22 protein-coding genes, 1 tRNA gene and 1 other RNA gene are annotated in these 25911 nt (G+C 70.8%); 18 read left to right on the top strand and 6 right to left on the bottom strand.

Annotation, left to right across the window (positions count from 1 at the left end; translation table 11 throughout):
- The first annotated feature begins 36 nt into the window (after positions 1-36).
- The 5 genes from ACT53O_RS11360 (at position 37) to ACT53O_RS11340 (ending at position 2730) form a co-directional block, all read left to right on the top strand.
- Positions 37-486, top strand: coding sequence for a cell division protein FtsK (locus ACT53O_RS11360; protein ID WP_476152473.1), 450 nt, complete (start codon positions 37-39; stop codon positions 484-486).
- 26 nt (positions 487-512) lie between these two features.
- The gene (locus tag ACT53O_RS11355) at positions 513-1217 is read left to right on the top strand and encodes an NUDIX hydrolase (RefSeq protein ID WP_476152471.1); all 705 of its coding nucleotides are present in this window, start codon (positions 513-515) and stop codon (positions 1215-1217) included.
- A 208-nt stretch (positions 1218-1425) separates the two neighbouring features.
- Complete coding sequence (locus tag ACT53O_RS11350; protein ID WP_476152469.1) at positions 1426-2142, top strand: hypothetical protein; 717 nt, start codon at positions 1426-1428, stop codon at positions 2140-2142.
- 39 nt (positions 2143-2181) lie between these two features.
- Positions 2182-2270, top strand: a tRNA-Ser gene (locus ACT53O_RS11345).
- 151 nt (positions 2271-2421) lie between these two features.
- A complete protein-coding gene (locus tag ACT53O_RS11340) occupies positions 2422-2730 on the top strand; it encodes a hypothetical protein (protein ID WP_476152467.1) in 309 nt (102 codons plus the stop codon).
- A gap of 33 nt (positions 2731-2763) precedes the next feature.
- Here the strand turns inward: ACT53O_RS11340 and ACT53O_RS11335 are convergent, their stop codons facing one another.
- Entirely contained in the window at positions 2764-3279 is a 516-nt protein-coding gene (locus ACT53O_RS11335; protein WP_476152465.1) for an N-acetyltransferase family protein, read from the bottom strand.
- Complete coding sequence (locus ACT53O_RS11330; RefSeq protein WP_433718829.1) at positions 3276-3623, bottom strand: ArsR/SmtB family transcription factor; 348 nt, start codon at positions 3621-3623, stop codon at positions 3276-3278. The genes ACT53O_RS11335 and ACT53O_RS11330 overlap by 4 nt, the downstream gene beginning before the upstream one ends.
- A gap of 88 nt (positions 3624-3711) precedes the next feature.
- On the opposite strand from ACT53O_RS11330, the gene ACT53O_RS11325 reads away from it, so the two are divergent.
- The 3 genes from ACT53O_RS11325 (at position 3712) to ACT53O_RS11315 (ending at position 7077) form a co-directional block, all read left to right on the top strand.
- Complete coding sequence (locus ACT53O_RS11325) at positions 3712-5034, top strand: FAD-dependent oxidoreductase (protein WP_476152463.1); 1323 nt, start codon at positions 3712-3714, stop codon at positions 5032-5034.
- A 19-nt stretch (positions 5035-5053) separates the two neighbouring features.
- Positions 5054-5458: an arsenate reductase ArsC gene (locus ACT53O_RS11320; RefSeq protein WP_294947529.1), complete on the top strand. Its 405-nt coding sequence runs from the start codon at positions 5054-5056 to the stop codon at positions 5456-5458.
- A gap of 209 nt (positions 5459-5667) precedes the next feature.
- The gene (locus tag ACT53O_RS11315) at positions 5668-7077 is read left to right on the top strand and encodes a dicarboxylate/amino acid:cation symporter (RefSeq protein WP_476152460.1); all 1410 of its coding nucleotides are present in this window, start codon (positions 5668-5670) and stop codon (positions 7075-7077) included.
- Positions 7078-7099: 22 nt separating this feature from the next.
- Here the strand turns inward: ACT53O_RS11315 and ACT53O_RS11310 are convergent, their stop codons facing one another.
- Genes ACT53O_RS11310 through ACT53O_RS11300 form a run of 3 tightly spaced genes read right to left on the bottom strand, consistent with a single transcriptional unit; the run spans position 7100 to position 11616 of the window.
- Positions 7100-9346: a transglutaminase TgpA family protein gene (locus tag ACT53O_RS11310; protein WP_476152458.1), complete on the bottom strand. Its 2247-nt coding sequence runs from the start codon at positions 9344-9346 to the stop codon at positions 7100-7102.
- Positions 9333-10622, bottom strand: coding sequence for a DUF58 domain-containing protein (locus ACT53O_RS11305; protein ID WP_476152456.1), 1290 nt, complete (start codon positions 10620-10622; stop codon positions 9333-9335). The genes ACT53O_RS11310 and ACT53O_RS11305 overlap by 14 nt, the downstream gene beginning before the upstream one ends.
- Positions 10623-10635: 13 nt before the next feature.
- Positions 10636-11616: an AAA family ATPase gene (locus tag ACT53O_RS11300; RefSeq protein ID WP_347417582.1), complete on the bottom strand. Its 981-nt coding sequence runs from the start codon at positions 11614-11616 to the stop codon at positions 10636-10638.
- Between the two features lie 82 nt (positions 11617-11698).
- Here ACT53O_RS11300 and ffs point away from each other — a divergent pair.
- The 5 genes from ffs to ACT53O_RS11275 all read left to right on the top strand — a co-directional run bounded on the left by ffs (position 11699) and on the right by ACT53O_RS11275 (position 18607).
- Positions 11699-11795: signal recognition particle sRNA small type (ffs, locus tag ACT53O_RS11295), an RNA gene on the top strand.
- A gap of 126 nt (positions 11796-11921) precedes the next feature.
- Positions 11922-14072, top strand: a complete 2151-nt coding sequence (gene pta, locus ACT53O_RS11290) for a phosphate acetyltransferase (RefSeq protein ID WP_039411671.1) — start codon at positions 11922-11924, stop codon at positions 14070-14072.
- The gene (locus ACT53O_RS11285) at positions 14069-15259 is read left to right on the top strand and encodes an acetate/propionate family kinase (protein WP_036315461.1); all 1191 of its coding nucleotides are present in this window, start codon (positions 14069-14071) and stop codon (positions 15257-15259) included. The genes pta and ACT53O_RS11285 overlap by 4 nt, the downstream gene beginning before the upstream one ends.
- 34 nt (positions 15260-15293) lie before the next feature.
- Positions 15294-16034 carry an HAD family hydrolase gene (locus ACT53O_RS11280; RefSeq protein WP_036315470.1) on the top strand — a complete coding sequence of 247 codons (741 nt, stop codon included), beginning with the start codon at positions 15294-15296 and terminating at the stop codon, positions 16032-16034.
- Between the two features lie 29 nt (positions 16035-16063).
- Positions 16064-18607 (top strand): glycoside hydrolase family 65 protein, encoded by a 2544-nt coding sequence (locus ACT53O_RS11275; RefSeq protein WP_347417581.1) that lies wholly within the window; start codon positions 16064-16066, stop codon positions 18605-18607.
- Between the two features lie 6 nt (positions 18608-18613).
- Here ACT53O_RS11275 and ACT53O_RS11270 read toward each other — a convergent pair whose 3' ends face one another.
- On the bottom strand, positions 18614-19771 hold the full coding sequence (locus ACT53O_RS11270; protein WP_476152452.1) for an NAD(P)-binding domain-containing protein: 1158 nt from the start codon (positions 19769-19771) through the stop codon (positions 18614-18616).
- A 71-nt stretch (positions 19772-19842) separates the two neighbouring features.
- Between ACT53O_RS11270 and ACT53O_RS11265 the strand changes: the two genes are divergently transcribed.
- The 5 genes from ACT53O_RS11265 to ACT53O_RS11245 all read left to right on the top strand — a co-directional run bounded on the left by ACT53O_RS11265 (position 19843) and on the right by ACT53O_RS11245 (position 25909).
- The gene (locus ACT53O_RS11265) at positions 19843-22047 is read left to right on the top strand and encodes a DNA polymerase III subunit gamma and tau (protein WP_204359844.1); all 2205 of its coding nucleotides are present in this window, start codon (positions 19843-19845) and stop codon (positions 22045-22047) included.
- 3 nt (positions 22048-22050) lie between these two features.
- On the top strand, positions 22051-22644 hold the full coding sequence (gene recR, locus ACT53O_RS11260; protein WP_036286253.1) for a recombination mediator RecR: 594 nt from the start codon (positions 22051-22053) through the stop codon (positions 22642-22644).
- Positions 22644-23558, top strand: coding sequence for a DMT family transporter (locus tag ACT53O_RS11255; protein ID WP_295776119.1), 915 nt, complete (start codon positions 22644-22646; stop codon positions 23556-23558). The genes recR and ACT53O_RS11255 overlap by 1 nt, the downstream gene beginning before the upstream one ends.
- A 150-nt stretch (positions 23559-23708) precedes the next feature.
- On the top strand, positions 23709-24209 hold the full coding sequence (locus tag ACT53O_RS11250; protein WP_039411694.1) for a hypothetical protein: 501 nt from the start codon (positions 23709-23711) through the stop codon (positions 24207-24209).
- Positions 24206-25909: a protein kinase domain-containing protein gene (locus ACT53O_RS11245; protein ID WP_476152448.1), complete on the top strand. Its 1704-nt coding sequence runs from the start codon at positions 24206-24208 to the stop codon at positions 25907-25909. The genes ACT53O_RS11250 and ACT53O_RS11245 overlap by 4 nt, the downstream gene beginning before the upstream one ends.
- The last annotated feature ends 2 nt before the right edge of the window (positions 25910-25911 follow it).

Below are 25911 nucleotides of genomic sequence, written 5' to 3'. Positions count from 1 at the left end.
CGGGCGGCAGGCTGGCGGGAAGACCACGGAGGTGTCATGGCAGCCACGGCCGTTCCCCTCGTCGAGAGCAGCACGCTCCCCGGCGTCATCCTCGTCGAGCGCGTGCGTCGACTCGTCCTGCTGTCGGTGCTTCTCGCGTGCGGCTACGGCATGTTCGTGCGCGGTCAGAAGCAGTCGTGCATCGGGCAGGCCTCGGGACCGGGCGCGTGCGCGGAACTCGTTCTGAGTCCGAGCCCTCTGGTCTTCGTCGCGGCCGCCATCATCGTGCTGCTCTCGCTCAAGCGTGTTGTTCATCACGCGGCATCCGATGACGATGCGCGGCGGATTCTCGGGCGCGCGGCCACCGGTGTCGTCGTGCTCTTCGTCGTCGCGACGGTCGTGTCGCTGACGTGGCTCGCACTGGTGCCGGTGCCGGACCCTGGCGAGCCGTACGCGATCGCTTTCCCGTTCCCCTTCGCGTCCGGCGAGTTGCGTATGACCCCGTAGCGGCCGACGCGTCGTAGCCTGAACGGGTGCCCTCCGACTCCACCGCTTCCGCCGCCGGGGCACGCGCCGAGTTGGCCGCTCTGGCTCGCGATGGCCGGGACTGGGGAGTGCCACGGCGCCAACTGCCCGCAGCGGTCTCGCCGCGCGCCGCCGCCGTGCTGATCCTGTTCGGCGTGCTCGATGCCGTGCCGAGTGCGCGCGCGGCGGAGGATGCCGCGGTCTCGCGCGATCTCGACGTCCTCCTGCTCGAACGGGCGACCACGCTTCGTGCTCACCCGGGGCAGGTCGCCTTTCCGGGCGGACGGCTCGATCCCGGCGACTCCGGACCGATCGCCGCCGCACTGCGCGAAGCCGAGGAGGAGACGGGGCTCGATCCGGCCGGAGTCGAGGTGCTGGGCGCGCTGCCGCCGGTGCCGTTGGAGTTCTCCGGGCACCTCGTCACGCCCGTGTTGGGGTGGTGGCGGCATCCGTCGCCCGTGCGTGTCGTCGACGATGCGGAGTCCGCCGCCGTGTTCCGCGCACCGGTGGCCGACCTGCTCGACCCGCGCAACCGCGGGGTGACGGTGATCGAGCGCGAAGGGCAGACGTGGCGCGGGCCCGCCTTCGAGGTGCAGGGTCATCTCGTCTGGGGTTTCACCGCGATGGTGATCGACGCGCTGTTCGACCGGCTCGGCTGGACCGAGCCGTGGGACCTGGGCGCCCAGACCCGGCGCATACCGCTGCCGATCTAGGCTGCCGGGCGCCCTGTGCCCGCGGCGGTGCGGGTCCGAAACGGGGATCCGATCCGCGGTGTGCGCGACGTCGTGAGCACCGTTTGCGACCCCGCGTTCCGTGTGGCTGCTGGGCGTTTTGCCAGCACGCCCGATGAACATGCTCGGTCCGTGGAGTTGGCGCGGACCGGCGTGTGACGATCGGCGAGCACGATCGGAGAAGGAACACATGGACGAACGTCGGCAGGCGCGCGATGCCCTCTCACGACGAACCCTCCTGACCGCGGGCGTGGGGTCTGCAGCGGCGCTGGCGCTCTCGGCGTGCTCCGCGGTGGCGTCGGGCGCCGTGCCGGCGACCGAACGCGCGCCCTCGGCATCCGCTTCTGCCAACGGCGCGCCGCTGATCATGCTCATCCGACATGCGGAGAAACCGGCGGCATCCGGGGCTCCGTTCGGCGTGCAGCCCGACGGCTCGCAGGATGCCGAGTCGCTCACCGTCGCCGGGTGGACCCGCGCCGGCGCCCTCGTGGGGTTGTTCGATCCGCGCACGTCGCAGGGCCTGGTGCCCGTGCGTGCGGGTCTCGGGCGCCCGACGCGCCTCATCGCGGCCGATCCGGAGAAGGGGAGCAAACGCCCCGCGCAGACGGTGACCCCGTTGGCCGCGCGGCTGGGGCTCACTCTGGAGACGACGTGGAAGAAGGACGACACGGCCGCGCTTGCCGCGGCGCTGCGTACGACGACGGGGTGCACGCTCGTCGCGTGGGAGCACGAGCTGATCCCCGACATCCTGAGCCACCTCGGATCGATCGACCCGCCCCCGCCCGCCGCGTGGCCGGGGGATCGATTCGACCTGGTGTGGTGCCTGAGCCCCGCGGATGCCGGGGCGTGGCGATTCGCGCAGGTGCCGCAGTTGCTGCTGGCCGGTGATCTTCCCACCACCGCCTGAGCGACGGCGGCTGTCGCAGCGGCTGATAGGATCGTCGACGGAAGTGTGTCCGAGCGGCCTAAGGAGCATGGCTGGAATCCATGTAGGCGGGGTAACTCGCCTCGCAGGTTCAAATCCTGTCACTTCCGCTCAGTCGAGAACCCCGTCCACGCGAAAGCCTGGGCGGGGTTCTCGCATTCGCGCTGTCTTTGGAAAGCGAGCAGGATCGACGTGATCGGCGATCCAGTCGGGAGCCTTGCCCCTAGCGTGTGGTGCGCAAACCAGTCGAGGATGTCTCGCATGGAACTCACGAATGGCTTCTGGGGTGACCAGGGGCGACTCGCGCGCGTGACATCTGGTCCGTGGGTGGGTCGACTTCTGTTCGTCTACCCCGACACCGGCGCGGAGTGGTGGACGTTCGTCTTGGATCCGCCAGCTGTAGACGGAGTTCCCGGTGATATGTACTTCAGAGGCAACGACGAGGTGGGATCGTTGCTCGAGCAGTGGAGAGTCGAGTGGCTACCGCGCTATGCTGACGAAGTTGAGCTGGAGAGAGTTCGGTTCGGTTGGAGGCCACTGCGCGGCGGCGTGGATTGGCTGCAGGACTGACGTCCACGCGAAAGCCTGGGCGGGGTTCTCGCGTTACGGCGCTCCGTCGGGGCGGCGACGTTCGACCAGGATCGTGTCGCGCCACTGACCCGCCCACGGTCCGTAGGTCATGAGCGCGATGCGCTCCCGGTGACCGACGCGGCGGAACCCCGCTCGCTCGTGAAGGGCGAGGCTCGCGTGGTTGTCCGGGAAGATGCTCGACTGCACGGTCCATACCCCGGCGGCATCCACCGCCTCGACGAACGCGGCAAGCAGCGCCCGTCCCACACCGCCCCCGCGAGCGCGGGCGGCGACGTACACCGAGTGTTCGACGACGCCGCGGTACACCTCGCGGGTGGAGACGGCCGACGCGGCGACCCAGCCGGTGACGCCGCCGTCGGCGTCGACGGCGACCAACCGGCCGACGCCGAGCTTGCCGGTGTCGAAGGCCTCCCACACGGGCGGCTCAGCCTCGAAGCTGGCGTTTCCCGTGGCGAGGCCTTCGTGATAGATCGCCTCCACCTCCGGCCAATCTTCGGGCCGCATCGCGCGGATCGCGACCGCCTTCACGGGCGGAGAGCGTTCGCGGCCTGGTCGAGGGCATCGGTGACGACCCGGAAGTACGCCCAGCGCCCGCGCTGCTCACGTGTGGCGAGCCCGGCATCCACGAGAAGCTTCATGTGGTGGGACACGGTCGGCTGGGAGAGGCCGACCGGTGCGGTGAGATCGCAGATGCAGGCTTCACCGCCCGGCGATGCGGCGATCAGCGACAGCAGGCGCACCCGCGTGGGGTCGCCGAGCGCCTTGAAGGTGCGGGCGAGCATCTCTGCCTCGTCCGCCGTCAGCGCGGTCGCGGGCGCGGTCGAGCGGCACCCGTCGGCGGTGTTCGTCAGGAGGGGCAGCAGCGTCGGCATCTTTCGATTGTGCACCTCGTATTGACATCTGTCGATGCATGCCGGAATCTTTACCCATCGACAGATGTCGATACGAAGGAGGACTCCGGTGGATGACGCACTGCCCGTCGTCGTGATCGGCGCCGGCCCCCAGGGGCTCGCCGCCGCCGCTCACCTGATCGAACGCCGGATGCCGGTCGTCGTGCTCGAAGCGGGAGACACTCCGGCCGCTGCGGTGGCCGAGTGGGGCCATGTGCGCCTGTTCTCCGACTGGTCCGAGCTCGTCGATGCCGCCAGCGCTCGCCTCCTTGACGCGACGGGCTGGACACCGCCGCCGAGCGGCTACCCCACCGGCGCGCAGTGGATCGGTCGCTATCTCGCACCGCTGGCCGACGCACTCGGCGATCGTGTTCGTTACGGCGCGCGCGTCGTCGGCGTCTCGCGGTCGGGACGCGACCGCCTCGTCGATGCCGGTCGCGGCGATCAGCCCTTCACGGTGCACGTCCGACCGACCGGCGGCGACGACTACCGCCTCGCGGCACGCGCCGTCATCGACGCCTCCGGTACGTGGGAGACCCCCAACCCCGCGGGTGCGGACGGTCTGCCGGCTCTCGGCGAGCGCGCGGCGGCCGACCGGCTCAGCTACCGCATCCCCGATTTCCGAGATCGCTCCGGGTTCGAGGGCAGACACACCGTCGTCGTCGGTTCCGGGCATTCCGCCCTCACCGCGGTCTTGGCCCTGGCACGGATGGCGCGCCGCGACCCGTCCACGACGGTGACCTGGGCGCTGCGTCGTGCGAGCGCGCGGAAGGCGTTCGGCGGGGGTGAAGCAGACGAGCTGCCCGCGCGCGGAGCCCTCGGCATCCGGGCGAAGGAGTTCGTGGATGCCGGTCTCGTCTCGCTCGTGACGGGGTTCCGCGTGGAACGCGTCACGGATGCCGGTGATGGCGTGGTCCTCGTGGCGGAGGACGGTCGTCACCTCGCTGCCGACAGGGCCGTCGTGCTCACCGGGTTCCGCCCCGACTTGTCGTTCCTGTCGGAGCTGCGTCTGGAGCTCGACTCCACCTTGCAGGCTCCCGTTCGCATCGCCGCCGAGGTGGACCCGAACGTGCACTCGTGCGGCTCGGTCGCCGCCACCGGCGCCGCCGACCTCGCCCACCCCGAACCGGGTTTCTTCATCGTCGGCGCGAAGTCGTACGGCCGCGCGCCGACCTTTCTCGCGCTCACCGGGTACGAGCAGGTGCGCAGCGTCGTGGCCGACGTGGCGGGCGATCACGAGGCCGCACGGCGTGTCGAGCTGGTCTTGCCCGATACTGGCGTGTGCGGCGGTGCCGGGCTCTTCGACTCCTCGGGCGCTTCACGTGGCGGCGCCTGCTGCGCACCGCGGCCTCAGCCCGTCTCGATCATCCCGACCGCGCCCGCCCTCTCCTGACACCCGAACGAGGAATGCCATGACCGACTCCACCAAGCCCGCCGTCCTCTTCGTCTGCGTGCACAACGCCGGCCGCTCTCAGATGGCCGCCGGATACCTCCGTGCGCTCGCCGGCGACCGCATCGATGTGTTCTCGGCCGGCAGCGAGCCGGGCAACGCGGTCAACCCGGCAGCCGTGGCCGTGATGGCGGAAGAAGGCATCGACCTGTCCGCGGCGACCCCGCAGATTCTGACGACGGACGCCGTGCGCCAGGCCGACGTCGTCATCACGATGGGATGCGGGGATGCATGCCCCATCTTCCCTGGAAAGCGTTACGAGGATTGGCAGCTGACCGACCCGGCGGGCCAGCCCGTCGAGGTCGTCCGCGGGGTGCGTGACGACATCAAGGGGCGGGTGCAGGAACTCATCGCCAGCCTGAGCTGACCAGCCGCGGCTCGAGGGGGCGGGAACGAATCCCGACCGCCGGGAATGCGCCGGTCATCGCCGCCGTTGGAGTGACGGGCGGTCCGCGCTCGCGTGTCACCCGCGTCATCGTGCGTCATCGTGACTCGCGACTGCACCGGCCGCGACGTAACGTCGACACCCTGCGAAGTTCCACCCGGCATCCGCCGAAACAGGAGATATCCCCCCTCATGAGTTCCACCAGCACCACCGCGCCCGCCGCGCGTCCGCCCAAGCCGAAGAAGCCGTTCTACCGCTCGTTCGGCTTCCAGATCACGGTCGCGCTGATCGCCGGCATCCTGCTCGGCATCCTCGCCCTGAACCTCGGTCCGGATGCCGCGGGCAACCCCAACGGCCTGTCCGCGACCCTGTCGACCATCGGTTCGTCCTACGTGACGCTGCTGAAGGCTGCCGTCGTCCCGCTCATCTTCCTCGCGGTCGTCGCCAGCATCACGCAACTGCGCAACGTGACCAACGCCGCGCGGCTGGCGGGTCAGACCCTGCTGTGGTTCGGGATCACGGCGCTCATCGCCGTGACCATCGGCATCGTCCTGGGCATCACGATCCAGCCCGGTAACCGCGTCGCCCACGACCAGCTCACGACCGGCGCCCCCTACACGGTCGGCACGTGGTGGAACTTCCTCAAGGGCCTCATTCCGCAGAACGTCCTGGGTCTGACCGTCTCGAGCTCCGCAAGCGACTCCGGTGCGATCACCTCGACGGTCGGATTCAACGTGCTCCAGGTCATCGTGGTCTCTGTCGCCGTCGGCATCGCCGCGCTCAAGGTCGGCAAGCGCGCCGAGCCGTTCGTCGCGTTCACGCAGTCGTCGCTGAAGATCGTGCAGCGAGTGCTCTGGTGGATCATCCGCATCGCGCCCCTCGGCACGCTCGGCCTCATCGCATCGGCGGTCGTGCAGTACGGCACCGACAAGCTGCTCACGCTGGTCTGGTTCGTTGTGGCCGTCTACGTCGGACTCGTGCTCGTGCTGTTCGTCGTCTACCCGATCCTCGTCAAGAGCCACGGCCTGTCGATCAAGCAGTACTTCTCAGGCGTCTGGCCGGCCGTGCAGCTCGGATTCGTCTCGCGCTCCTCGATCGGCACACTCCCGCTGACCCAGCGCGTGACCGAGCGCAACCTCGGCGTGCCGCGCGAGTACGCCTCGTTCGCGGTGCCGCTGGGCGCCACGACCAAGATGGACGGCTGCGCCGCGATCTACCCGGCGATCGCCGCGATCTTCGTCGCCCAGTTCTTCGGCATCGAGCTGAACATCGTGTCGTACCTGCTGATCGCGCTCGTCTCGGTCGTGGGCTCGGCGGCCACGGCCGGCACCACCGGCGCGACGGTCATGCTCACGCTGACCCTCTCCACTCTCGGCCTGCCCCTGGAGGGTGTCGGTCTGCTCCTCGCGATCGACCCGATCCTCGACATGGGCCGCACCGCGGTCAACGTCGCAGGCCAGGCCCTGGTGCCCACGATCGTCGCGAAGCGCGAGGGCATCCTCGACCGCGAGCTGTACGACGCGCCGCGCGACGGCGAGCCGTTCGCCGACGACTCGGCCGACGACGCCGACGAGCAGGCCCCGGCGCTCGCGCGCCGCTGATGACTGATCGCGACGCGCCGGTTCAGGCCGGCGCGTCGCGATCGGCCAGGCCGGAGCCCGGCCGCACGACGAGCGACCACGGCAGCGCCACGACGCGCGCGCGCCGCGCTGCGGGCAGTGCCGCCAGCATGGCCGATCGGATGCCGACAGCGGCGCTCATCGCGGCGGCATCCGGGCCCGCGCCGGCCGCGTCCGCCGCGTAGTTCGCCCGCTCGACGGCGGCCACGAGCTGAGACATCGGCGTCGCGGGGGCGCCCCCGGCGCTGACCAGGAAGGCGCCGAAGGCGCGTGGCGAGCGCGACGACGGCACCGGCAACCCCGCGTCGATCGCGGTGTCCTGCACGAGGCGCCACGCGGCGGCCACCGTTCCGCGCCGGCGCAGCATGAGCCGCCGCACCGCCCCCGCCACCCCCGGCAGCGCGGCGACCACGACGACGGCGCCGAGGATGCTCAGCAGCGGACGCAGATCGATCAGCGTCGGGCCCGAGCCTGCGGCATCCGTCTGCGCGCCCTGCTGCGGATCGTTCACGTCGGCCGTCGGAGCGGTCGTCGGAGCGGTCGTCGCCTCCGGAGTGGCCGAGGTCGTCGGCGGCGTGGTCGCGGTCGAGGCGGCGCTGTCGAACCGCGTCTCGGTGCCGAGGCCTTTGGTCGGCTCGAACGGGACCCATCCGATGCCGCGGAAGTACACCTCGGGCCACGCGTGCAGTTGGCGCCCCGTCACATCGATGACGCGCTGGCCGTCGATGACCTGGCCCGTGAACGAGCCGGGAAGGAACCCGACCACGATCCGCGTCGGCATGCCGAGGCTGCGAGCCATGAGGGCGAAGGCGCCCGCGAAGTGCACGCAGTATCCGGTCTTGGCTTGGAGGAAGGCGGCCACGGCGTCGACGCCCTGTCCGTCGAAGCCGTCCTGCACCGGCGCGTCGAGCGAGTAGGTGAACTCCGGACCGCGGAACCAGTCCTGCAGAGCGATGAGCTTGTCGTAGTCGGTGGCGGCCTGCGCGGTGACCTGGCGAGCGAGCTGCGCGATGATCGGCGGGCTGCCTGCCGGGATGGAGTCCACGTCGATGCGCAGACCCGCACCTCCTGCCGACGAGGCGCGGATCTGCTCGAGCGTCGGCTGGGCGATGTCGGAGACGACCGTGTACTGCTGTCCCTGCGTCGCTCCGGCCGCGCCGGCGACGGTGCGGTTGTACGGGGCGAACTGCCACGCCCCGGTCAATCCGTCGACCTCGGTGGCCGGGTAGGGGACGGGCGCGTACGCCGACGCGAGGTTCTTGATCGCGACGGTCGTGCGGGTCTGTACGACGGCGATGTCCGCCGAGAGCTCGACGGGCTCGAGCGGCGCTGCGCTCAGATCGACCGTGCTCGTGCGATCGGGCTGCCACACCGTGCCATCGAACAGCGACAGCGTCGCCACGCGCAGGTAGGGCACGCTGGTGCCGTCGGTGCGCAGGGTGAGCACCGTCGCGCCGTCCTGGCGACGCAGGTCTTTGCCGAGATCCAGCGACGGATCGATCATCGTGGAGGTACCGAACCCCGCCGCGGGAACCGACGCTTGCAGCGTGGGTCCGACCGCGAGCGCCGCGATGATCGCGACGGCGCCGATCGAGGTGGCGACGGCCGCGACGCCGCCGGCGCGCGCGGTGACGGCGCGTGGGGACGCGGCGGCGCTGGGTGTCTCGCGGGTGCGGGTCTCGGCGCGGATGAGCAGCAGCACGGATGCCGCGAGCAGGACGAACGCCACGACGTCCACCCCGGCCGGTACGGCGATGGCCGGGATGAGCCAGACGGCGACCAGGGCGACGCTGGCCAGCAGCGGCATCCGTGCGGTGACGACGACGTGATCGAGGGCGACGGTCAAGAGCCCCAGCGATGCGACGATGAGGAACACCAACGGCTGCGTCGGCGTCAGGGGAGCGACGCCGTCCGCGATGAATGTGGATGCCGCAGCGATCGTGCGGGGCAGCGCCTCGACGAGCCCGCCGGTCGGGATCACGCCCAGGAGGGCGTTCGCCGGGAAGAAGACAGCGGTGACCGCCCCGGTCCACACGGCGAGCTCGACGAGCGTGACGACGATCACCGGCAGTCGCAGGCGGCGCAGCCCGTAACCGAGGGCGAGCAGTGCGAACGGAAGGGCGATCGCGCCCCACAGCCATGAGCCGCTCTGCACGACGCGGGTCAGGGGGACGAGCGTGCTGAGGATGCCGAGCCACAGCGCCACCGCGAGGCGCAGCTCTCCGCGGCGGCGGCGCTCACGAGGCGGCATGGTGCACGCTCCGCGTCTCGCGCGACGCCAGCGCGTCGCTCCAGGCGGCGGCGACGTCGCCGCCCGCGGTCAGCGCGCCGACGCGCCAGCCGGTGTCCAAGGCGGCGGCCAGCGCCTCGCGTGCCTCTGATACGGGAAGAAGGATCGGCATGGTGCTGTGGTGCGGCACGGGGGCGAGCGCGACGACGTCCGCGGTCGTGAGGCCACCGGTCACGACGATCACGGGACCGGCCGCGATTCCCGTGAACAATCGGGCGAGCGCCTCGAGGGGAAGATCGCGCCGTGCGGTGATCGTGGCGAGGGCGACGGCGAGATGCTCGACGCCCGCCGTGTCGCCCCCCTCGATCGGATCGCACAGCACGGCGCCGTCGGCGTCGATCACGGTGACGACGTAGCCTTCGCGCACCAATCGCGCCGTCGTCGAGACGCAGGCGGAGACCGCCGTCTCGAAGGCGGGGTCGGCCCCCGCGGCACGCCCCGCGGCCGGCGACCAGCGTGCCGCGCCGCGATCGAGCACGACGACGGCTTCGGGGGTCGTCTCCTGCTCCTCCTGACGCACCATCAGCTCGTCGCGATGAGCGCTGGCACGCCAGTGGATGCGTCGCATCGAGTCGCCGGGTGCATACGTGCGCGGGATCAGGTTGTCGGCGCCCTGACCCATCCGATCCGTCACGCTGCGGGTGCTGCCCCCGGCGTCGCCGGGGAGGTCGTGCAGCTCGTCGAGATCGACGATCTCGGGCACGATCACCAGCGGCGAGGTGTCGCCGACCGTCCGGCGCCGCCGTGTGAAGCCGAACGGATCGGTCGTCACGAGTGCCAAGGGCCCCACGCGGCGAAGTCCACGGCGCTCGGCGCGCACGGCGTAGTCGACCTCGACCTGCGACGGGCCGGCGATCGCCGACCCGGTCGGCGGCAGCACGCCGTCCGGCGCGGCGCCGGCCGTGGATGCCGCGGCCACCCCGTCGGGCACGGCGTCACGCCACCGCGCCTCGCTGGTGGGCAGAGAGGAACGGATCTCGACGGTGAGGCGCACCCGCACCTCACTGCCGGCGGCGGCGACGTCGGGGGAGAAGGCGCGGGTCACCCGCGCGGAGCTCGGGAGCAGGTACAGGGTGGCGGCGCTGACGACCACGGCTGCCGCCAAAAGCGCGCCCACGTAGGCGAGCTCCGCGATGCCGAAGCGCTGGGCCAGCATGCCGCACGCCGCGGCGAGCACCAGTGCGCCCAGGCCGCGCAGGGTCAGCGGCAGGCGAGACAGCAGGGGCCAGCGGGGCATCGGGCGCTCTCGATCAGCGGGTCGCGAGCGGCACGCGCACCGCGCCGACGATCGCGCGCAGCACGGCGCCGATCGTCTCCGTGCCGGAGCGGCCTCGAGCCGACGCGGTGCCACGCGACGCGATCAGTCGATGAGCGAACACCGGCTCGACGAGCGCCGCCACGTCATCCGGAATGACGAACTCGCGTCCGTCCAGAGCCGCGCGCACCTTGGCGGCGCGCACGAGCTGCAAGGTCGCACGGGGGCTGGCCCCGAGGCGCAGGTCGGGGTGCTCGCGTGTCGCCCGCGACAGCCCGACGGCGTACTCTTCGACGGCGGGGGAGACGTGCACGCCGCGCACCCAGGCGATGAGGGCCCTGACGTCGCCGGCGCCGAGCACGGGAGTGAGCGCGTCGAGAGGGTTGATGCGCTCGCGCTGACGCAGCATCAGGACTTCGCTCTCGGCATCCGGGTAGCCCATGGAGATGCGCATCATGAAGCGGTCGCGCTGCGCCTCGGGCAGGGCATACGTGCCCTCCATCTCGAGCGGGTTTTGCGTCGCGACGACGAGGAACGGGTCGGCGAGAGGGTGGCTGGTGCCGTCGACGGTGACCTGATGCTCCTCCATCGCCTCCAGAAGAGCCGACTGCGTCTTCGGTGAGGCCCGGTTGATCTCGTCGGCGATGACGATCTGAGCGAAGACGGCACCCGGCTTGAATTCGAACTCGCGATCGACGGGGTTGTAGACACTCACCCCCGTCACGTCGCCGGGGAGGAGGTCGGGCGTGAACTGGATGCGACGCACGCTTGCGTCGACGGATGCCGCGAGCGCCCGCGCCAGCATCGTCTTACCGACCCCGGGCACATCCTCGATGAGGAGGTGTCCTTCGGCGAGGAGGCAGACGAGCGCAGCGCGCACGGCATCCGGTTTGCCGTCGATGACGCGCGTGATCGAGGATTCGACGGCCTCGGCCGCGCGAGCGAACGATTCGGCGGTGAGCGGGTGGTCGGGCATGCGTCTCCCTGTCTCAGCGGCGGTGCTTGCTCGATGCTAACCCGGCTGGCGAGGGGGGAGCCCGTCGTCGGGTAAACTCGCATACAGCTCTCCGCGAGGCGGCACCCAGGCCAACTCCCCCAGGACGGAAACGTAGCAAGGGTAACCAGGCTCTGCCGGGTTCGCGGAGAGTCTTTCTTTTGCCCGGAATCTCCGGTGCCCGGCTCGTCGCGCGGCCCCGACACGGCGCGGCTTCCGTCCCGCCGGAAGGTTTTCTCCGGCAGATCCCTGCCGGGCCGCAGCGCCCCCCACCTAGGCTGGAACCCGTGGCGCAGAGCATCTACATCACCTCCACCGAGGGGCTGTCCGGCAAATCGACCATCGTCCTCGGAGTGCTCGACGCACTGACCCGTTCCACTCCCCGTGTGGGCGTGTTCCGGGCCATCGCCCGTTCGATCGACGAACGCGACTACGTGCTCGAGATGCTCCTCGATCACATCGGCGTCGACCTCGACTACGAGGAGGCCGTGGGCGTCACCTACGACGACGTGCGACGAGACCCGGATGCCGCGCTCTCGCGCATCGTCGAGCGGTTCAAGGCCGTCGAGGCGAAGTGCGACGCGGTCGTCGTGGTCGGCAGTGACTTCACGGACGTCGGCTCGACCAGCGAGCTCGGCTACAACGCCCGCATCGCGGCGAACCTCGGCGCTCCCGTGCTGGTCGTGCTCAACGGTCGGGCAGACCAGGGCGACCGCCTCGGGGTGAGCGTTCCGCGCACGCCGCAGCAGCTGGCGCAGCTCACCGAACTCGCCCTCACCGACATCACGCACCAGCGCGCCGAGCTGTTCGCGGTCATCACCAACCGCGCCGACCCCGCGCACCTCGACGAGATCAACGCGGCGATCGGCGACGTCGTGCGCGGCGTGCCCGCGGTCGACGGCAATCGTGAGGCCGAGGTCGCGGTGTGGTCCATCCCCGAAGACGTGTTCCTCGTAGCCCCGGCCGTCCGCGACATCATGCTCGCCCTCGGCGGCACGCTTCTCCGTGGTGACGAGGCGCTGCTCGTGCGCGAAGTGCTGGACGTGGTCGTCGCGGGTATGTCGCTCAACAACATCCTCCCGCGCCTCACCGAGGGCGCCATCGTCATCGTGCCGGCCGATCGCACCGAGGTGCTGCTCGGACTGCTGCTGGCGAACTCGTCGGGCACCTTCCCCTCGATCGCAGGCATCATCCTCAATGGTCCGTTCCCGCTGCCACCGGCCGTGCAGGACCTCATGGTGGGCCTGGACTCGCCGCTTCCGATCATCCAGACCGACCTGGACACGTACGACACCGCCGTCCGGGTCATGAGCACCCGCGGCCGCCTCGCCGCCGGCTCGCAGCGCCGCTACGACACGGCGCTGGCCCTGTTCGAGCAGCACGTCGACACCGACGAGTTCACGCGTGCCCTCGGGCTCGCCCACTCCACCGTCGTGACGCCGCTGATGTTCGAGTACCAGCTCCTGGAGCGCGCCCGTACCGGCCGTAAGCGCATCGTGCTGCCGGAAGGCGGCGACGACCGCGTGCTGAGGGCGGCGGCCACCGTGCTCGCCCGTGGCATCGCCGACCTGACGATCCTCGGCGACGAGGCGGAGGTGCGTGGTCGCGCGGTGGAGCTCGGCCTCGACCTGAGCGCCGCGCAGGTGCTGAGCCCGTTCGACCCGCAGATCGTGCACCGCTTCGCCGAGGAGTACGCCGAGCTGCGCAAGCACAAGGGCATCACGTACGAGAAGGCGGCCGACACCATCACCGACGTGTCGTACTTCGGCACGATGATGGTGCACCTGGGGCTGGCCGACGGCATGGTGTCGGGTGCCGCCCACACGACGGCGCACACCATCCGACCCGCGTTCGAGATCATCAAGACGCGCCCGGGCGTCTCAGTCGTCTCCAGCGTGTTCCTCATGGCGCTCGCCGACCGCGTGCTTGTCTACGGTGACTGCGCCGTGATCCCCGACCCGACCGCCGCGCAGCTGTCGGACATCGCCATCTCGTCGGCCGCCACGGCACGTCAGTTCGGCATCGAGCCGCGCATCGCGATGCTGTCGTACTCCACCGGCGAGTCCGGGTCGGGGGAGGACGTCGACAAGGTCCGCGAGGCCACGGCGTTCGTCCGCGAGCGCGCCCCCGAGCTGCTGGTCGAAGGCCCGATCCAGTACGACGCCGCGGCCGACGCTGCCGTCGCCAAGGCGAAGATGCCCGACTCCGCCGTCGCGGGACGGGCGACCGTGTTCGTCTTCCCCGACCTCAACACCGGAAACAACACGTACAAGGCGGTGCAGCGCTCGGCGGGTGCGATCGCCATGGGGCCGGTGCTCCAGGGACTCAACAAGCCCATCAACGACCTGTCGCGCGGCGCGCTGGTCGAAGACATCGTCAACACGATCGCCATCACCGCGATCCAGGCGCAGAACCAGCAGCAGGGAAACAACGCATGACCGTCGTCCTCGTCATCAACAGCGGCTCCTCGTCGTTCAAGTATCAGCTCGTCGACGTCGAGTCCCAGACGGCGCTCGCGTCGGGTCTCGTCGAGCGCATCGGACAGGAGACCGGCTCGGCCCGCCACAAGGTGGGGGATGCCGATCACTCGCGCGAACTGCCGATCCCCGACCACACCGCCGGCTTCCGCGTGATGCTCGACGCGTTCGAGGAGTACGGTCCGTCGCTGGTCGAGACCCCGCCGTCGGCGGTGGGGCACCGCGTCGTCCAGGGCGGCGCCCGCTTCTTCCGCCCGACGCTGATCGACGATCTGGTCGAGATCAACATCGACGAGCTGTCGGTGCTCGCCCCCCTGCACAACCCCGGGGCGCTGCAGGGCGTCCGCGCCGCGCGCGCCGCGTTCCCTGCCCTGCCGCACGTCGCCGTGTTCGACACGGCCTTCCACCAGACGCTCCCGCCCGCGGCGTACACCTATGCGATCGACCAGACGATCGCGCGCAAGCACCGCATCCGCCGCTACGGCTTCCACGGCACCAGTCACAAGTTCGTCAGCGAGGCCGCCGCGGCGTATGTGGAGCGGCCTCTGCGAGAGCTCAAGCAGCTCGTGCTGCACCTGGGCAACGGCGCCTCCATCACCGCGATCGACGGTGGGCACTCCGTCGACACCTCAATGGGCCTCACCCCCCTGGAAGGCCTGGTCATGGGCACCCGCTCCGGCGACCTCGACCCCTCGGTGCTGCTCGTGCTCGCCCGTCGCGAGGACATGAGCCCCGGGGAGCTGGACGAGTTCCTCAACAAGCGCAGCGGTGTGCTGGGGCTGGCCGGCGTGTCGGACATGCGTGACATCGAGGAGCGCCGCGCCGAGGGTGCGGGGGCGGCCATGCTCGCCTTCGACGTCTACATCCACCGACTGCGTGCCTATATCGGCGCCTACATCGCACAGCTCGGCGGCGTGGATGTCATCTCGTTCACCGCCGGGGTGGGGGAGAACTCCCCTCTCGTGCGGGCGGAGGCGATGGCGACGCTGGGATTCCTCGGCATCCGCATCGATCCGACGCGCAACGAGGCCCGCGAACGCGGCATCCGCACCATCTCCACCGACGACTCCGCCGTCACCGTGCTCGTCGTTCCCACCAACGAGGAGCTCGAGATCGCGCGGCAGACCCTCGCGGTCGTCGCTTCGTGACGCGCACGGCGCAGCGGGCCACTACGCTGAACCCGTGACAGCCGAGCTTCCCGAGCTTCCCGACCTGCGCGCACTCGACGGCGTGCTCTTCGACCTGGACGGCGTGCTGACGCCGACGGCCGACGTGCACATGCACGCGTGGCAGTCGATGTTCACCGAGCTGTTCACCTCGTGGGGGATCGAGCCGCCGTACACGGAGGACGACTACTTCCGCTACCTCGACGGAAAGCAGCGCTACGACGGCGTCGCGAGCCTCCTGCGCTCGCGCGACGTGGAAGTGCCGTGGGGGGACCCGTCCGACCCGATCACCGCCGACACGGTCTGCGGCATCGGCAACCGCAAGAACGAGGTGTTCGCCCGCGTGCTGCGCACCGACGGCATCGCCCCGTATCCGGGCTCTCTCGCGCTGATCGAGCAGCTGCGCGCCGCGGGGACTCCGATCGGCGTCGTGTCGAGCTCGAAGAACGCCGAAGAGGTGCTGACGATCGCCGGCATCCGTGAGTTCTTCCCCGTCGTCGTCGATGGGGTGGTCTCGGCGCGAGAGGGGCTTCGCTCCAAGCCCGCCCCCGACATGTTCGCGGCCGGTGCCCGCATGCTCGGCGTCGATCCCGCCCGCAGCGCCGCGGTCGAAGACGCCCACTCCGGCGTCGCGTCGGCGGCGGCCGCCGGCTTCGGCCTCGTCGTGGGCGTCGACCGCGGCGCCGGGGCGCAGGCGCTGCTCGATCTCGGCGCGACGCTCGTCGTCGACGATCTCTCGGCTTTCGTCACCCGATGACCGGCCCTTCCGACGAAAGGATGGACAGGATGGATCGCGACCGTTTTCCGATCGACCCGTGGCGCCTCGTGGAGACGCGCTTCTCCCTGGACGACGTCGGGGTCACCGAGACGCTGTTCGCGCTCGGCAACGGCTATCTGGGCCTGCGCGGCAATCAGCCCGAGGGCCGCCACGCCCACGAGCACGGCACGTTCATCAACGGCTTCCACGAGATCTTCCCGATCCGTCACGCCGAGCAGGCCTACGGCTTCGCCGAGGTCGGGCAGACGATCATCAACGCTCCGGACGCCAAGGTCATGCGCGTCTACGTCGACGATGAGCCCCTGTCGTTCGACGTCGCCGACATCCGCGAGTACGAGCGCGCGTTGGACATGCGCGCGGGCACGCTCACGCGTCACATCCGGTGGATGACGCCCAGCGGCAAGGACGTCGTGATCGACTTCGAGCGGATGGTCTCCTTCGAGGAGCGTCATCTCGCCGTCATGCGCGTCACCGTGACGGTGCTCAACAGCGATGCGCCGGTGACGATCAGCTGCCAGATCGTCAACCGCCAGGACGGGCAAGACGTCTACGGTGGATCGGCGCCCGGCGGCGCTGCGAAGAAGGGCTTCGACCCGCGCAAGGCGGAGAAGATCGAAGACCGCGTCCTGCACCCCGAGGAGTACTGGCAGGACGGCGACCGCGTCGCCCTGTCGTACCGGGTGAACGCGTCGGGGATGACGATGGCGGTCGTCGCCGACCACATCGTCGACACCGAGAACGAGTACTCCTCGCGCACGCTCATCGAACCCGACATCGCGAAGAACGTCTATCGCGTACAGGCGAAGGCGGGCGTGCCGGTGACGGTCACGAAGCTCGTCAGCTATCACACGTCGCGCGGCGTCCCCGCGCGCGAGCTCGTCGATCGGGGTCGCCGCGCGCTCGATCGCGTGGGTGCCGAGGGCGTCTCTCGGCAGTTCGAGCGCCAGCGGGCCTGGATGGACGCGTTCTGGGACCGTTCCGACGTCGCCATCGGCGGTCACGACGACCTGCAGCAGGCGACACGCTGGTGCCTGTTCCAGCTCGCGCAGGCAGCGGCCCGCGCCGACGGTCAGGGCGTTCCCGCCAAGGGCGTGTCGGGCTCGGGGTACAGCGGTCACTACTTCTGGGACACCGAGATCTACGTGCTCCCGTTCCTCATGTACACGACCCCTCTCTGGGCTCGCAACGCGCTGCGGATGCGCTACCTCATGCTGCCGGCCGCGCGTCGTCGTGCCGCTCAGCTCAACGAGGCGGGCGCCCTCTTCCCGTGGCGCACGATCAGCGGTGAGGAGGCGTCGGCCTACTACGCCGCCGGCACCGCGCAGTACCACATCAACGCCGACGTCAGCTTCGCGCTCGCCAAGTACGTGCGTGCCACGGGCGACGACGAGTTCCTGTACCGCGAGGGCGTGGACATCGCCGTCGAGACGGCGCGGCTCTGGGCCACGCTCGGGTTCTGGCGCTTCACCGAGGACGGCCAGCCCGAGGTGTTCCACATCCACGGCGTCACCGGTCCCGACGAGTACACGACGGTCGTCAACGACAACCTGTTCACGAACGTGATGGCGCGCTTCAACCTGCGTTTCGCGGCGCGTATCGTGCGTGAGATGGCGCAGGATGCGCCGGAGCACTACGCGCAGATGGTGGAGCGTCTCTCGTTCGACCCGTCGGAGGCGGACGCGTGGGATGCCGCCGCGGAGGCGATGCACATCCCGTACAGCGAGGGCCTCGGCATCCATCCTCAGGACGAGGTGTTCCTCGAGCGCGAGGTATGGGATCTGGAGAACACGCCGCGGGAGCAGCGTCCGCTGCTGCTGCACTTCCACCCGCTCGTGATCTACCGGTACCAGGTGCTCAAGCAGGCCGATGTCGTGCTGGCGCTGTACCTGCAGGGCAATCACTTCACCGACGAGGAGAAGCTGGCCGATTTCGAGTACTACGACCCGCTGACGACGGGAGATTCGACGCTGTCGGCGGTCGTCCAGGCGATCCTTGCGGCAGAGGTCGGGTACCAAGATCTGGCTCTGGAGTACTTCTCGCAGTCGATCTTCGTCGACCTCGGCGACCTGCACCACAACGCGTCCGACGGGGTGCACGTGGCCTCCGCCGGCGGCGTCTGGACCGCGCTGGTCGCCGGCTTCGGCGGCATGCGGGATCACTACGGCGAGCTGAGCTTCGATCCGCGCCTGCCCAAGGCCTGGCCGTCACTGTCGTTCACCCTGCGCTGGCAGGGCACGCCGCTGAAGATCGAGATCACCGCGGAGCAGCTGCGCGTGGATGCCGGTGCCGGCGAGCCGGTCTCCTTCTCGGTGCGCGGCGAGACGTTCGTCGTCGGACCGGAGTCGACGTTGACGGTGCCGCTGCGCGGTCAGGGGCCTGAGCTGTCGGGGCGTCCCACGATCAGCGACATCGGCGACGCCCTGCGCGAAGACGGCACGTTGCTGTCGGCTTCCGTGCCGACGATGACGACCTCGATTCCGGTGATCACCGGCAGCATCCCGATCGCCGGGGCGATGCCGGGCGACGACGCGAACCTCGGCATCGACTCCTGAGTCCCGTCACGCCGTCGCGGAGGCGACGGTGCGCGACATCGATGGGCCCGCACCAGGGCTGCGGTGCGCATCCGTTTCGGCGGCGATGGCGCGCGCCGCGTCGCGCCCCGCGCGGTTGGCGCCGACCGTGGACTGCGAAGGGCCGTAGCCGATGAGGAACAGGCGCCTATCGTCGAGCGCGCGACCGTTCGCCACGCGGACTCCGCCCGCCGCGGTCCGCAGGCCGAGGGGGGAGAGGTGGGCGATGTCGGCGCGGAAGCCCGTGGCCCACAGGATCGCGTCGGCGGGTTCGAACGTGCCGTCCGGCATGCGCACGCCGTGCTCTTCGATGCGCTCGAACATGGGGTGGCGCACCAGCACTCCGCGTTTCTCAGCGGCTCGCGCCCACGGTGTCCAGTGCTGGCCCGTGACGGAGATGACGCTTCCCGGCGGGTCGCCGCGGCGCACGCGCTCCTCGACGCCGGCGATCGCGGCGACGCGCGCGGCGGTGTCGAACTCCGCGGCATCCCATCGCACGTCTGCGCGCGTGACCCAGAACGTGTCGGCGACGTGGGAGATTTCCTCCAGCAGCTGCACGGCCGAGATCCCCGCGCCGACGATGACGACGCGCTGCCCGGCGAACTCGTCGGCCGACACGTAGTCGTGCACGTGCAGCTGACGTCCGGCGAAGTCCTCCTGGCCGGGGTAGTGGGGCCAGAACGGGCGTCGCCACGTGCCGGTCGCGTTGATGACGTACCGCGCGAACCATACGCCTCGGTCGGTCTCGACGCGCAGGAGACCGTTCGGGTCGTCGTCGACACGGCGAACCGCGCGCACGATCACCGGACGGTGCACGCGCAGATCGAAGCGACGCTCGTAGTCCGCGAAGTACGCGGGCAGCACGTCCGCGCTCGGCGCCGTCGGATCGGCGGGCGGCACGGGTGCGCCCGGAAGCTCGTAGATGCCGTTGACCGTTCCCATCCGCAGTGACCGCCAGCGATGCTGCCACGCCCCGCCGGGGGCGGAGTCGGCGTCGAGCACCGCGAAGGTGCGGTCGTCGCCGTCGCCGTCGCTGGGTGCGGGGACGAAGCCGCGGCGACGCAGATGGTATGCGGCCGACAGGCCCGCCTGGCCGGCACCGATGACGATGACGTCCACCGTCGCGGTGGGGACGTCGATGCTCATGTCCGCTTCAACGCTCCGCACCCGGCGATGTTCCCGACCTGGATGTCGGGAGCACACCGTAGTCTGTTCTGGTGACCACCGCCCTGTACCGCCGCTACCGACCGGAAACGTTCGGCGAGATGATCGGGCAGGCGCAGGTCACCGAACCGCTCATGACGGCGCTGCGCAGCGACCGCGTCGGCCACGCCTACCTCTTCAGCGGTCCGCGCGGCTGCGGCAAGACGACGTCGGCCCGCATCCTCGCGCGCTGCTTGAACTGCGCGGCCGGCCCGACCGACACGCCCTGTGGTGTCTGCGACAGCTGTGTCGAGCTCAGCCGCGGCGGCGGAGGTTCACTCGATGTGGTCGAGATCGACGCGGCATCACACAACGGTGTCGACGACGCCCGCGATCTGCGCGAGCGCGCGATCTTCGCCCCCGCGCGCGACCGCTTCAAGATCTTCATCCTCGACGAGGCGCACATGGTGACCGCGCAGGGCTTCAACGCCCTGCTCAAGCTCGTCGAGGAGCCGCCGGAGCACGTCAAGTTCATCTTCGCCACCACCGAGCCCGAAAAGGTCATCGGCACGATCCGCTCGCGCACCCACCACTATCCCTTCCGCCTGGTCGCTCCCGCGGCGATGCTCGAGTACGTCGAACAGCTCTGCGTCCAGGAAGGGGTGCAGACCGAAGCCGGCGTGCTTCCGCTGGTGGTGCGGGCCGGCGGCGGCTCGCCACGCGACACCCTGTCGCTGCTCGATCAGCTCATCGCCGGCTCCGACCCCGTGGACGGCGAGAACGGGGCGACGGTGCGGTACGAGCGCGCCGTCGCGCTGCTGGGGTACACCCACGGCGCGCTGCTCGACGAGGTCGTCACCGCGTTCGCTGCGCACGACGCGGCCGCCGCCTTCGCTGCCATCGATCGGGTCGTGCAGACCGGGCAGGATCCGCGCCGGTTCGTCGACGATCTGCTCGAGCGACTGCGCGACCTCATCATCGTGGCCGCCACGGGAGAGGGCGCCGGGGCGGTGCTGCGCGGCATCCCCGCCGACGAGCTCGAGCGGATGGGGCGTCAGGCCTCTGCCTTCGGCACCGATCGTCTCTCGCGCATCGCCGATCTCGTCGTCGGCGCCCTCGATGACATGAGCGGGGCGACGTCTCCGCGCCTGCAGCTCGAGCTGCTCGTGGCCCGGGTGCTGGCTCACACCGCCGATGCCGCCGCCGCGGTGCCCGCTGCGCCTCCCGCGACGCCCGCCGTGCCTCCCGCGGTGTCGGGCGCCCTCGCGGCGGCGACCACTGTAGCCGCGGCGCCGGCAGCGCCCGCGCCGGTTGCCGCCCCCGAGACCCCGGTGGTTCCGGTCGTTGAGCGAGCGAGCGCAGCGAGCGAGTCGAAGCGCCCCGAGCCCGAGCCCGCGCCCGCCCCGGTCGTGCCGAGCGGTCCGATCACCGTCGCGCAGGTACGTGACGCGTGGCCCGAGATCTTGCAGCGTCTGGAGCCCGTGAGCCGATCGTCGTGGATGATCGCCGTCGACGCCACCCCGGTCGCGTTCGCCGACGACGTGCTGACGCTGAGCTTCCGCACCCAGGCGGATGTCGCCGCGTTCAAGAAGCTCGCGGCGGGCAAGGGCCCCAGCGAAGACCTGCGCGGTGCGATCCGTGAGGTTCTCGGCATCCGCGTGAAGTACGTGGCGCGGTTCGACGCCGAGGCGACCGCCGAGCCGCCCGCCTCGGGTTCTCCGACTCCACCGGCCGACGGGCCTCGCGCCGACGGCGGCTCCTCTGGGGCGACCCGCTCCGACGGCGGCGAGCGGCCTCGATCGACGCCGACCATCGCATCGTCCGCTGCCGCGCCGGTGACGGAGTGGGCAGTGGCGCGGATTCCGAGCGACCCCGCGCCACAGGCTTCGGCGCCGAGCGAGTCCGCGGGTGGTACGGCGGCGTCCGCTCTGGCCACCGCTGCTCCTGCCGCGGTCGGGCTGGCAGTCGACGAAGAGCCCGAGGACGCCACCGCCGAGCCGGTGCGTACATTGACGATCCCGCGGGACGGCACCGTGCTGCCGACGACGACGGAGTACACGCACACCGACGACGACGCCCCCGACGAGGACGAGTTCCCGCCGCCGTTGGACGACGCTCCGCTGCCGCCGCGCGCGCCCGTCGCCGTCGAACGCACCGCCCCGCCCCGCGCACCCCGTTCCGGCGGCATCGAACGCGTCGGTGAGGCGGTCGTCCGCCAGGTGCTGGGGGCGACGTTCGTGCGCGAAGAGCCGTACACACCGCCGACGAGGTTCAGCTAAGCCATGTACGACGGCATCGTCCAAGACCTCATCGACGAGTTCGGCCGCCTTCCTGGCATCGGGCCGAAGTCGGCGCAGCGGATTGCGTTCCATATCCTTCAGACTCCGACGTTCGACGTCGCGCGTCTGTCGCACCTGCTCGGTGAGCTTCGCGAACGCGTGCGCTTCTGCGAGATCTGCGGCAACGTGAGTGAGCAGGAACGCTGTGCGATCTGCCGCGATCCCCGTCGTGATCAGACCTTCATCTGCGTGGTCGAGGATGCGAAGGACGTTTCGGCCATCGAGCGCACGCGCGAGTTCCGTGGGCTCTACCACGTGCTCGGCGGCGCCATCAGCCCGATCGCCGGCATCGGACCCGACGACCTGCGCATCACACAGTTGATGCAGCGCCTCGCCGACGGCACGGTGCAGGAGGTCATCCTCGCGACGAACCCGAACCTCGAAGGAGAGGCCACCGCGACCTACCTCAGCCGGCTGCTGCACACCCTCGAGATCCGCGTGACCCGCTTGGCGTCCGGTCTTCCGGTGGGTGGCGACCTCGAGTACGCCGACGAGGTCACCCTCGGGCGCGCCTTCGAGGGGCGCCGGGCCGTCTGATGGCGCCGGCCGTCTCCGGTCGTGCCTGGGCGCTGTACGCGCTGATGGCGGTGCTGTGGGGCATCCCGTACCTGTTCATCAAAGAGGCGGTCGACTCGCTGACACCGGCCGCCGTCGTCGCGGGCCGCACCCTTCTCGGCGCGGCGGTGCTGCTGCCCATCGCGCTGCGACGCCGAGCCCTTCGGCCGGCGCTGGCGCTCTGGCCGTGGGTGCTGGCCTTCGGGGCCATCGAGATGGCCGGGCCTTTCCTCTTGCTGGGGCACGCGGAGCAGACGCTGCCGTCCGGGCTCACCGGTCTGCTGGTGGCGACGGTCCCGCTGTTCGCCACCGGGATCGCCCTCGTGCGCGGCGACCGGTCCGCTCTGAGTCCGGCCCGCGCCGTCGGACTCGTCGTCGGCTTCGCCGGCCTGGTGGTCATCGTCGCCGGCCCCGGCCTCGCCGTCGCCGAGCCGGCGCAGGCGCTGGGGGCCATCGCTCAGGTCCTGCTCGTCGCCCTGCTCTACGCGATCGCGCCGTTCATCATCGCCACCAAGCTCGCTCACGTCCCCTCGCTCGGCACCATCACCCTGTCCCTGCTCGCGGTCGGCCTCGCCTACCTGCCGTTCGCGCTGCTGACCCAGCACGAGCTTCCCACCGTCCGCAGCGGACTGTCGCTCGTCGCGCTCGGCATCCTGTGCACCGCGCTGGCCTTCCTGGGCTTCTTCGCGCTCATCGGCGAGGTCGGTCCCGTGCGTGCGCCGCTGTTCACCTACGTCAACCCGGTCGTCGCGATCCTGCTGGGCGTGCTGCTGCTCGGCGAGCCGTTGTCGCCGGGGCTGCTGCTCGGCTTTCCGCTCGTGCTCATCGGCTGCTGGTTCGCCGCGACGGGAGGTCGGCTGCGTCTGCGACGTCAGGCGCCGCCGTTCGCGCGCTAGGGTCGTGCACGTCTCCGGCTCGACGCGCTACCCCTCGTCCGCCGGATCGACGCCCGGCGTTCACCGGTTCGTCCGGTCGCCGTCGCCTCGGACCGCCACTCTTCCCTCGCGGCCGTGTGCACGACCTCCGGTGTCGCGAAAGGGAGAATCATGTCCGCGCGTCTTCTCTACGCGCATTTTCCCGCGGCTTCGCACAAGAGCGCCCTCGAATGGATGCGCGTCGTCGCCGAGATCGCATCCGGGCATCCGGGCGTCGGACCCTTCGCGAGTGGTCAGGAGCCGTTGCCGGCCCTCGAGCCCGCCGTCGCATGGCGTTTGGTGAGCGAGAACCGGCGTGAGATCGCACGGGGATGCCGTGTGTTCACCGATGAGGGGGCGGCCCGCATCGATCTGGCGCAGCTGTTGCGCGCGGCATCGACGTTCGAGATCCACACCAGTCCGGCGCCCCGGTTGCGCAGCACCGGGTGGTTCGTCAGCGCGCGCGGATCGCTCGTGATGATGGGCGCTCGTCGCTACGAGAAGCGCTCGGCCGCCGAGAGCGCTGCGGCTCTCGCGGTGCGCCTCATGCAGGAGCTGGCCGCCACCGCGTCGCGCGGCACCGACCTCGGGCGCGGCCGGCCGGCACCGGTGGACCCGCTGATCCTGCAATGAGCGACGGCCTCATCGCCGAACGGTTCCGTCTCCGGAAGCTCCGGGGAAGCGGCGGCACGGCCGCCGTCTTCGAAGCCGATGACACACGGCACGGGCGCCGCGTGGCCGTGAAGCTGCTGCACCCGCATCTGGCCGTCGGGCCGGTCGCCTGGGAGGCGTTCTTCGAAGAAGTGCGGGCTGCGCAGGCGATCGCCCATCCGAACATCGCCGAGGTCTACGACGCGGGTCTCGCGCCGGGTGATCCACCCGTTGCATGGATCGCGATGGAGCTCGTCGAGGGCGTCACTCTCGCCGACCACGTACGAGAGCGCGGGCCATTGACCATCGTGGATGCCGTGGCCGTCTTCGCCGCCGTCCTCGACGCGACCGGCGCCGCGCACGCCGGCGGTGTCGTCCACCGCGACATCACGCCATCGAACATCATGCTCACCTCCCGCGCGAGCGCCGACGCGGACGGCACGGTGAGCGGCATCCGGCTCCTCGACTTCGGTCTGGCCGATGTCCCGGGGCGCACGACGCGCGGCGCGGACCCGCTGCTGAGCGGTGCGGCATCCGAAGAGGCGGGCGCGGGCGTCGTCGCCAGCGTTCCCTATGCATCGCCGGAACAGCTCTCGGGTGAGGCGGTCGGAGAAGCGAGCGATATCTACCAGATCGGTGCCACGCTCTTCTTCGCGCTGACGGGACGTTCGCCGTTCGAGGGCGAGACTGCGGCAGTCGTCCGCGCGCACCTGTCGGCGCCCCCACCGGTGCCGTCGGCGCGTCGTCGCGGCATCCCGCCGGCTCTCGACCGGCTCGTCACGACCGCCATGCTGAAGCGTCCGCAGGATCGATACCCCGATGCCGCCGCGATGCGGGCCGCTCTCGACGCCGTCATCGACGTGGGGCCGGGCGAGGCGATGGCCGCATCGCCCACGGTGGCGACACGGGTGTATCGCACGCGGCTGCCGGGCGGCGATGTCCCCACCGGCGGCAGCGGGCTGCCCCTCGCCTCCACACCGGGGCCCCCGCCCGCACCTCTCTCGCACACGCGCGGGGCGTGGAAGGCGCCTCTCATCGCCGCCGGACTCATCGCCGCCGTGACCGCCGCTGCCGGCTGGTCGGCCATGGCCGCCTCGACGCCGGAGAACCCGATCGCGACAGCGGGCGCCGCCGCGACGGCGACGGCGACGTCGGCCCCGAGCGCATCACCGGCCGACACTGCAGCGGTGAGCGCGCGCCGCGTGGTCCCGGATGTCCGAGGACTCACGGTCGACGAGGCGGTGAGCACGGTGGAGCGGGCGGGATTGGCGGTCGGTGACATCGGCCGCGACGACGGACCCGCGGTGCGCGACACTGTGCTCGCCTCGGTGCCCGCCGCCGGCGACGAGGTCCGTGCGGGTGCCGTGATCGCGCTGCGCGCGGCGTCAGGCCTCAATACTGTTCCCGTCGTGACGGGGATGGTGCCGGCAGAGGCACAGGGCGTGCTGTCTGCCGCCGGCTTCTCCTCTCGTGTGGCCGCCGGCGGCTCGGGTGTCCCCGGTGTCGTCGCCGAGACCGCACCGGGGCCGGGGCAGGACGCTGCGGTGGGCACGGTCGTGGTGCTGCGGGTTCCCCCCGAGGCGTCCGCGACGCCGCGCGCGTCGGCGAGCCCGACACTGACGCCCCTGCCGTCGTCGACCCCGATCGACATGCCCCCGGCGACGGAGCCTCCCCGACCATGACG

The organism is Microbacterium sp. DMC48 (assembly GCF_056313825.1).
This window is presented reverse-complemented; position numbering and strand designations above follow the sequence as displayed.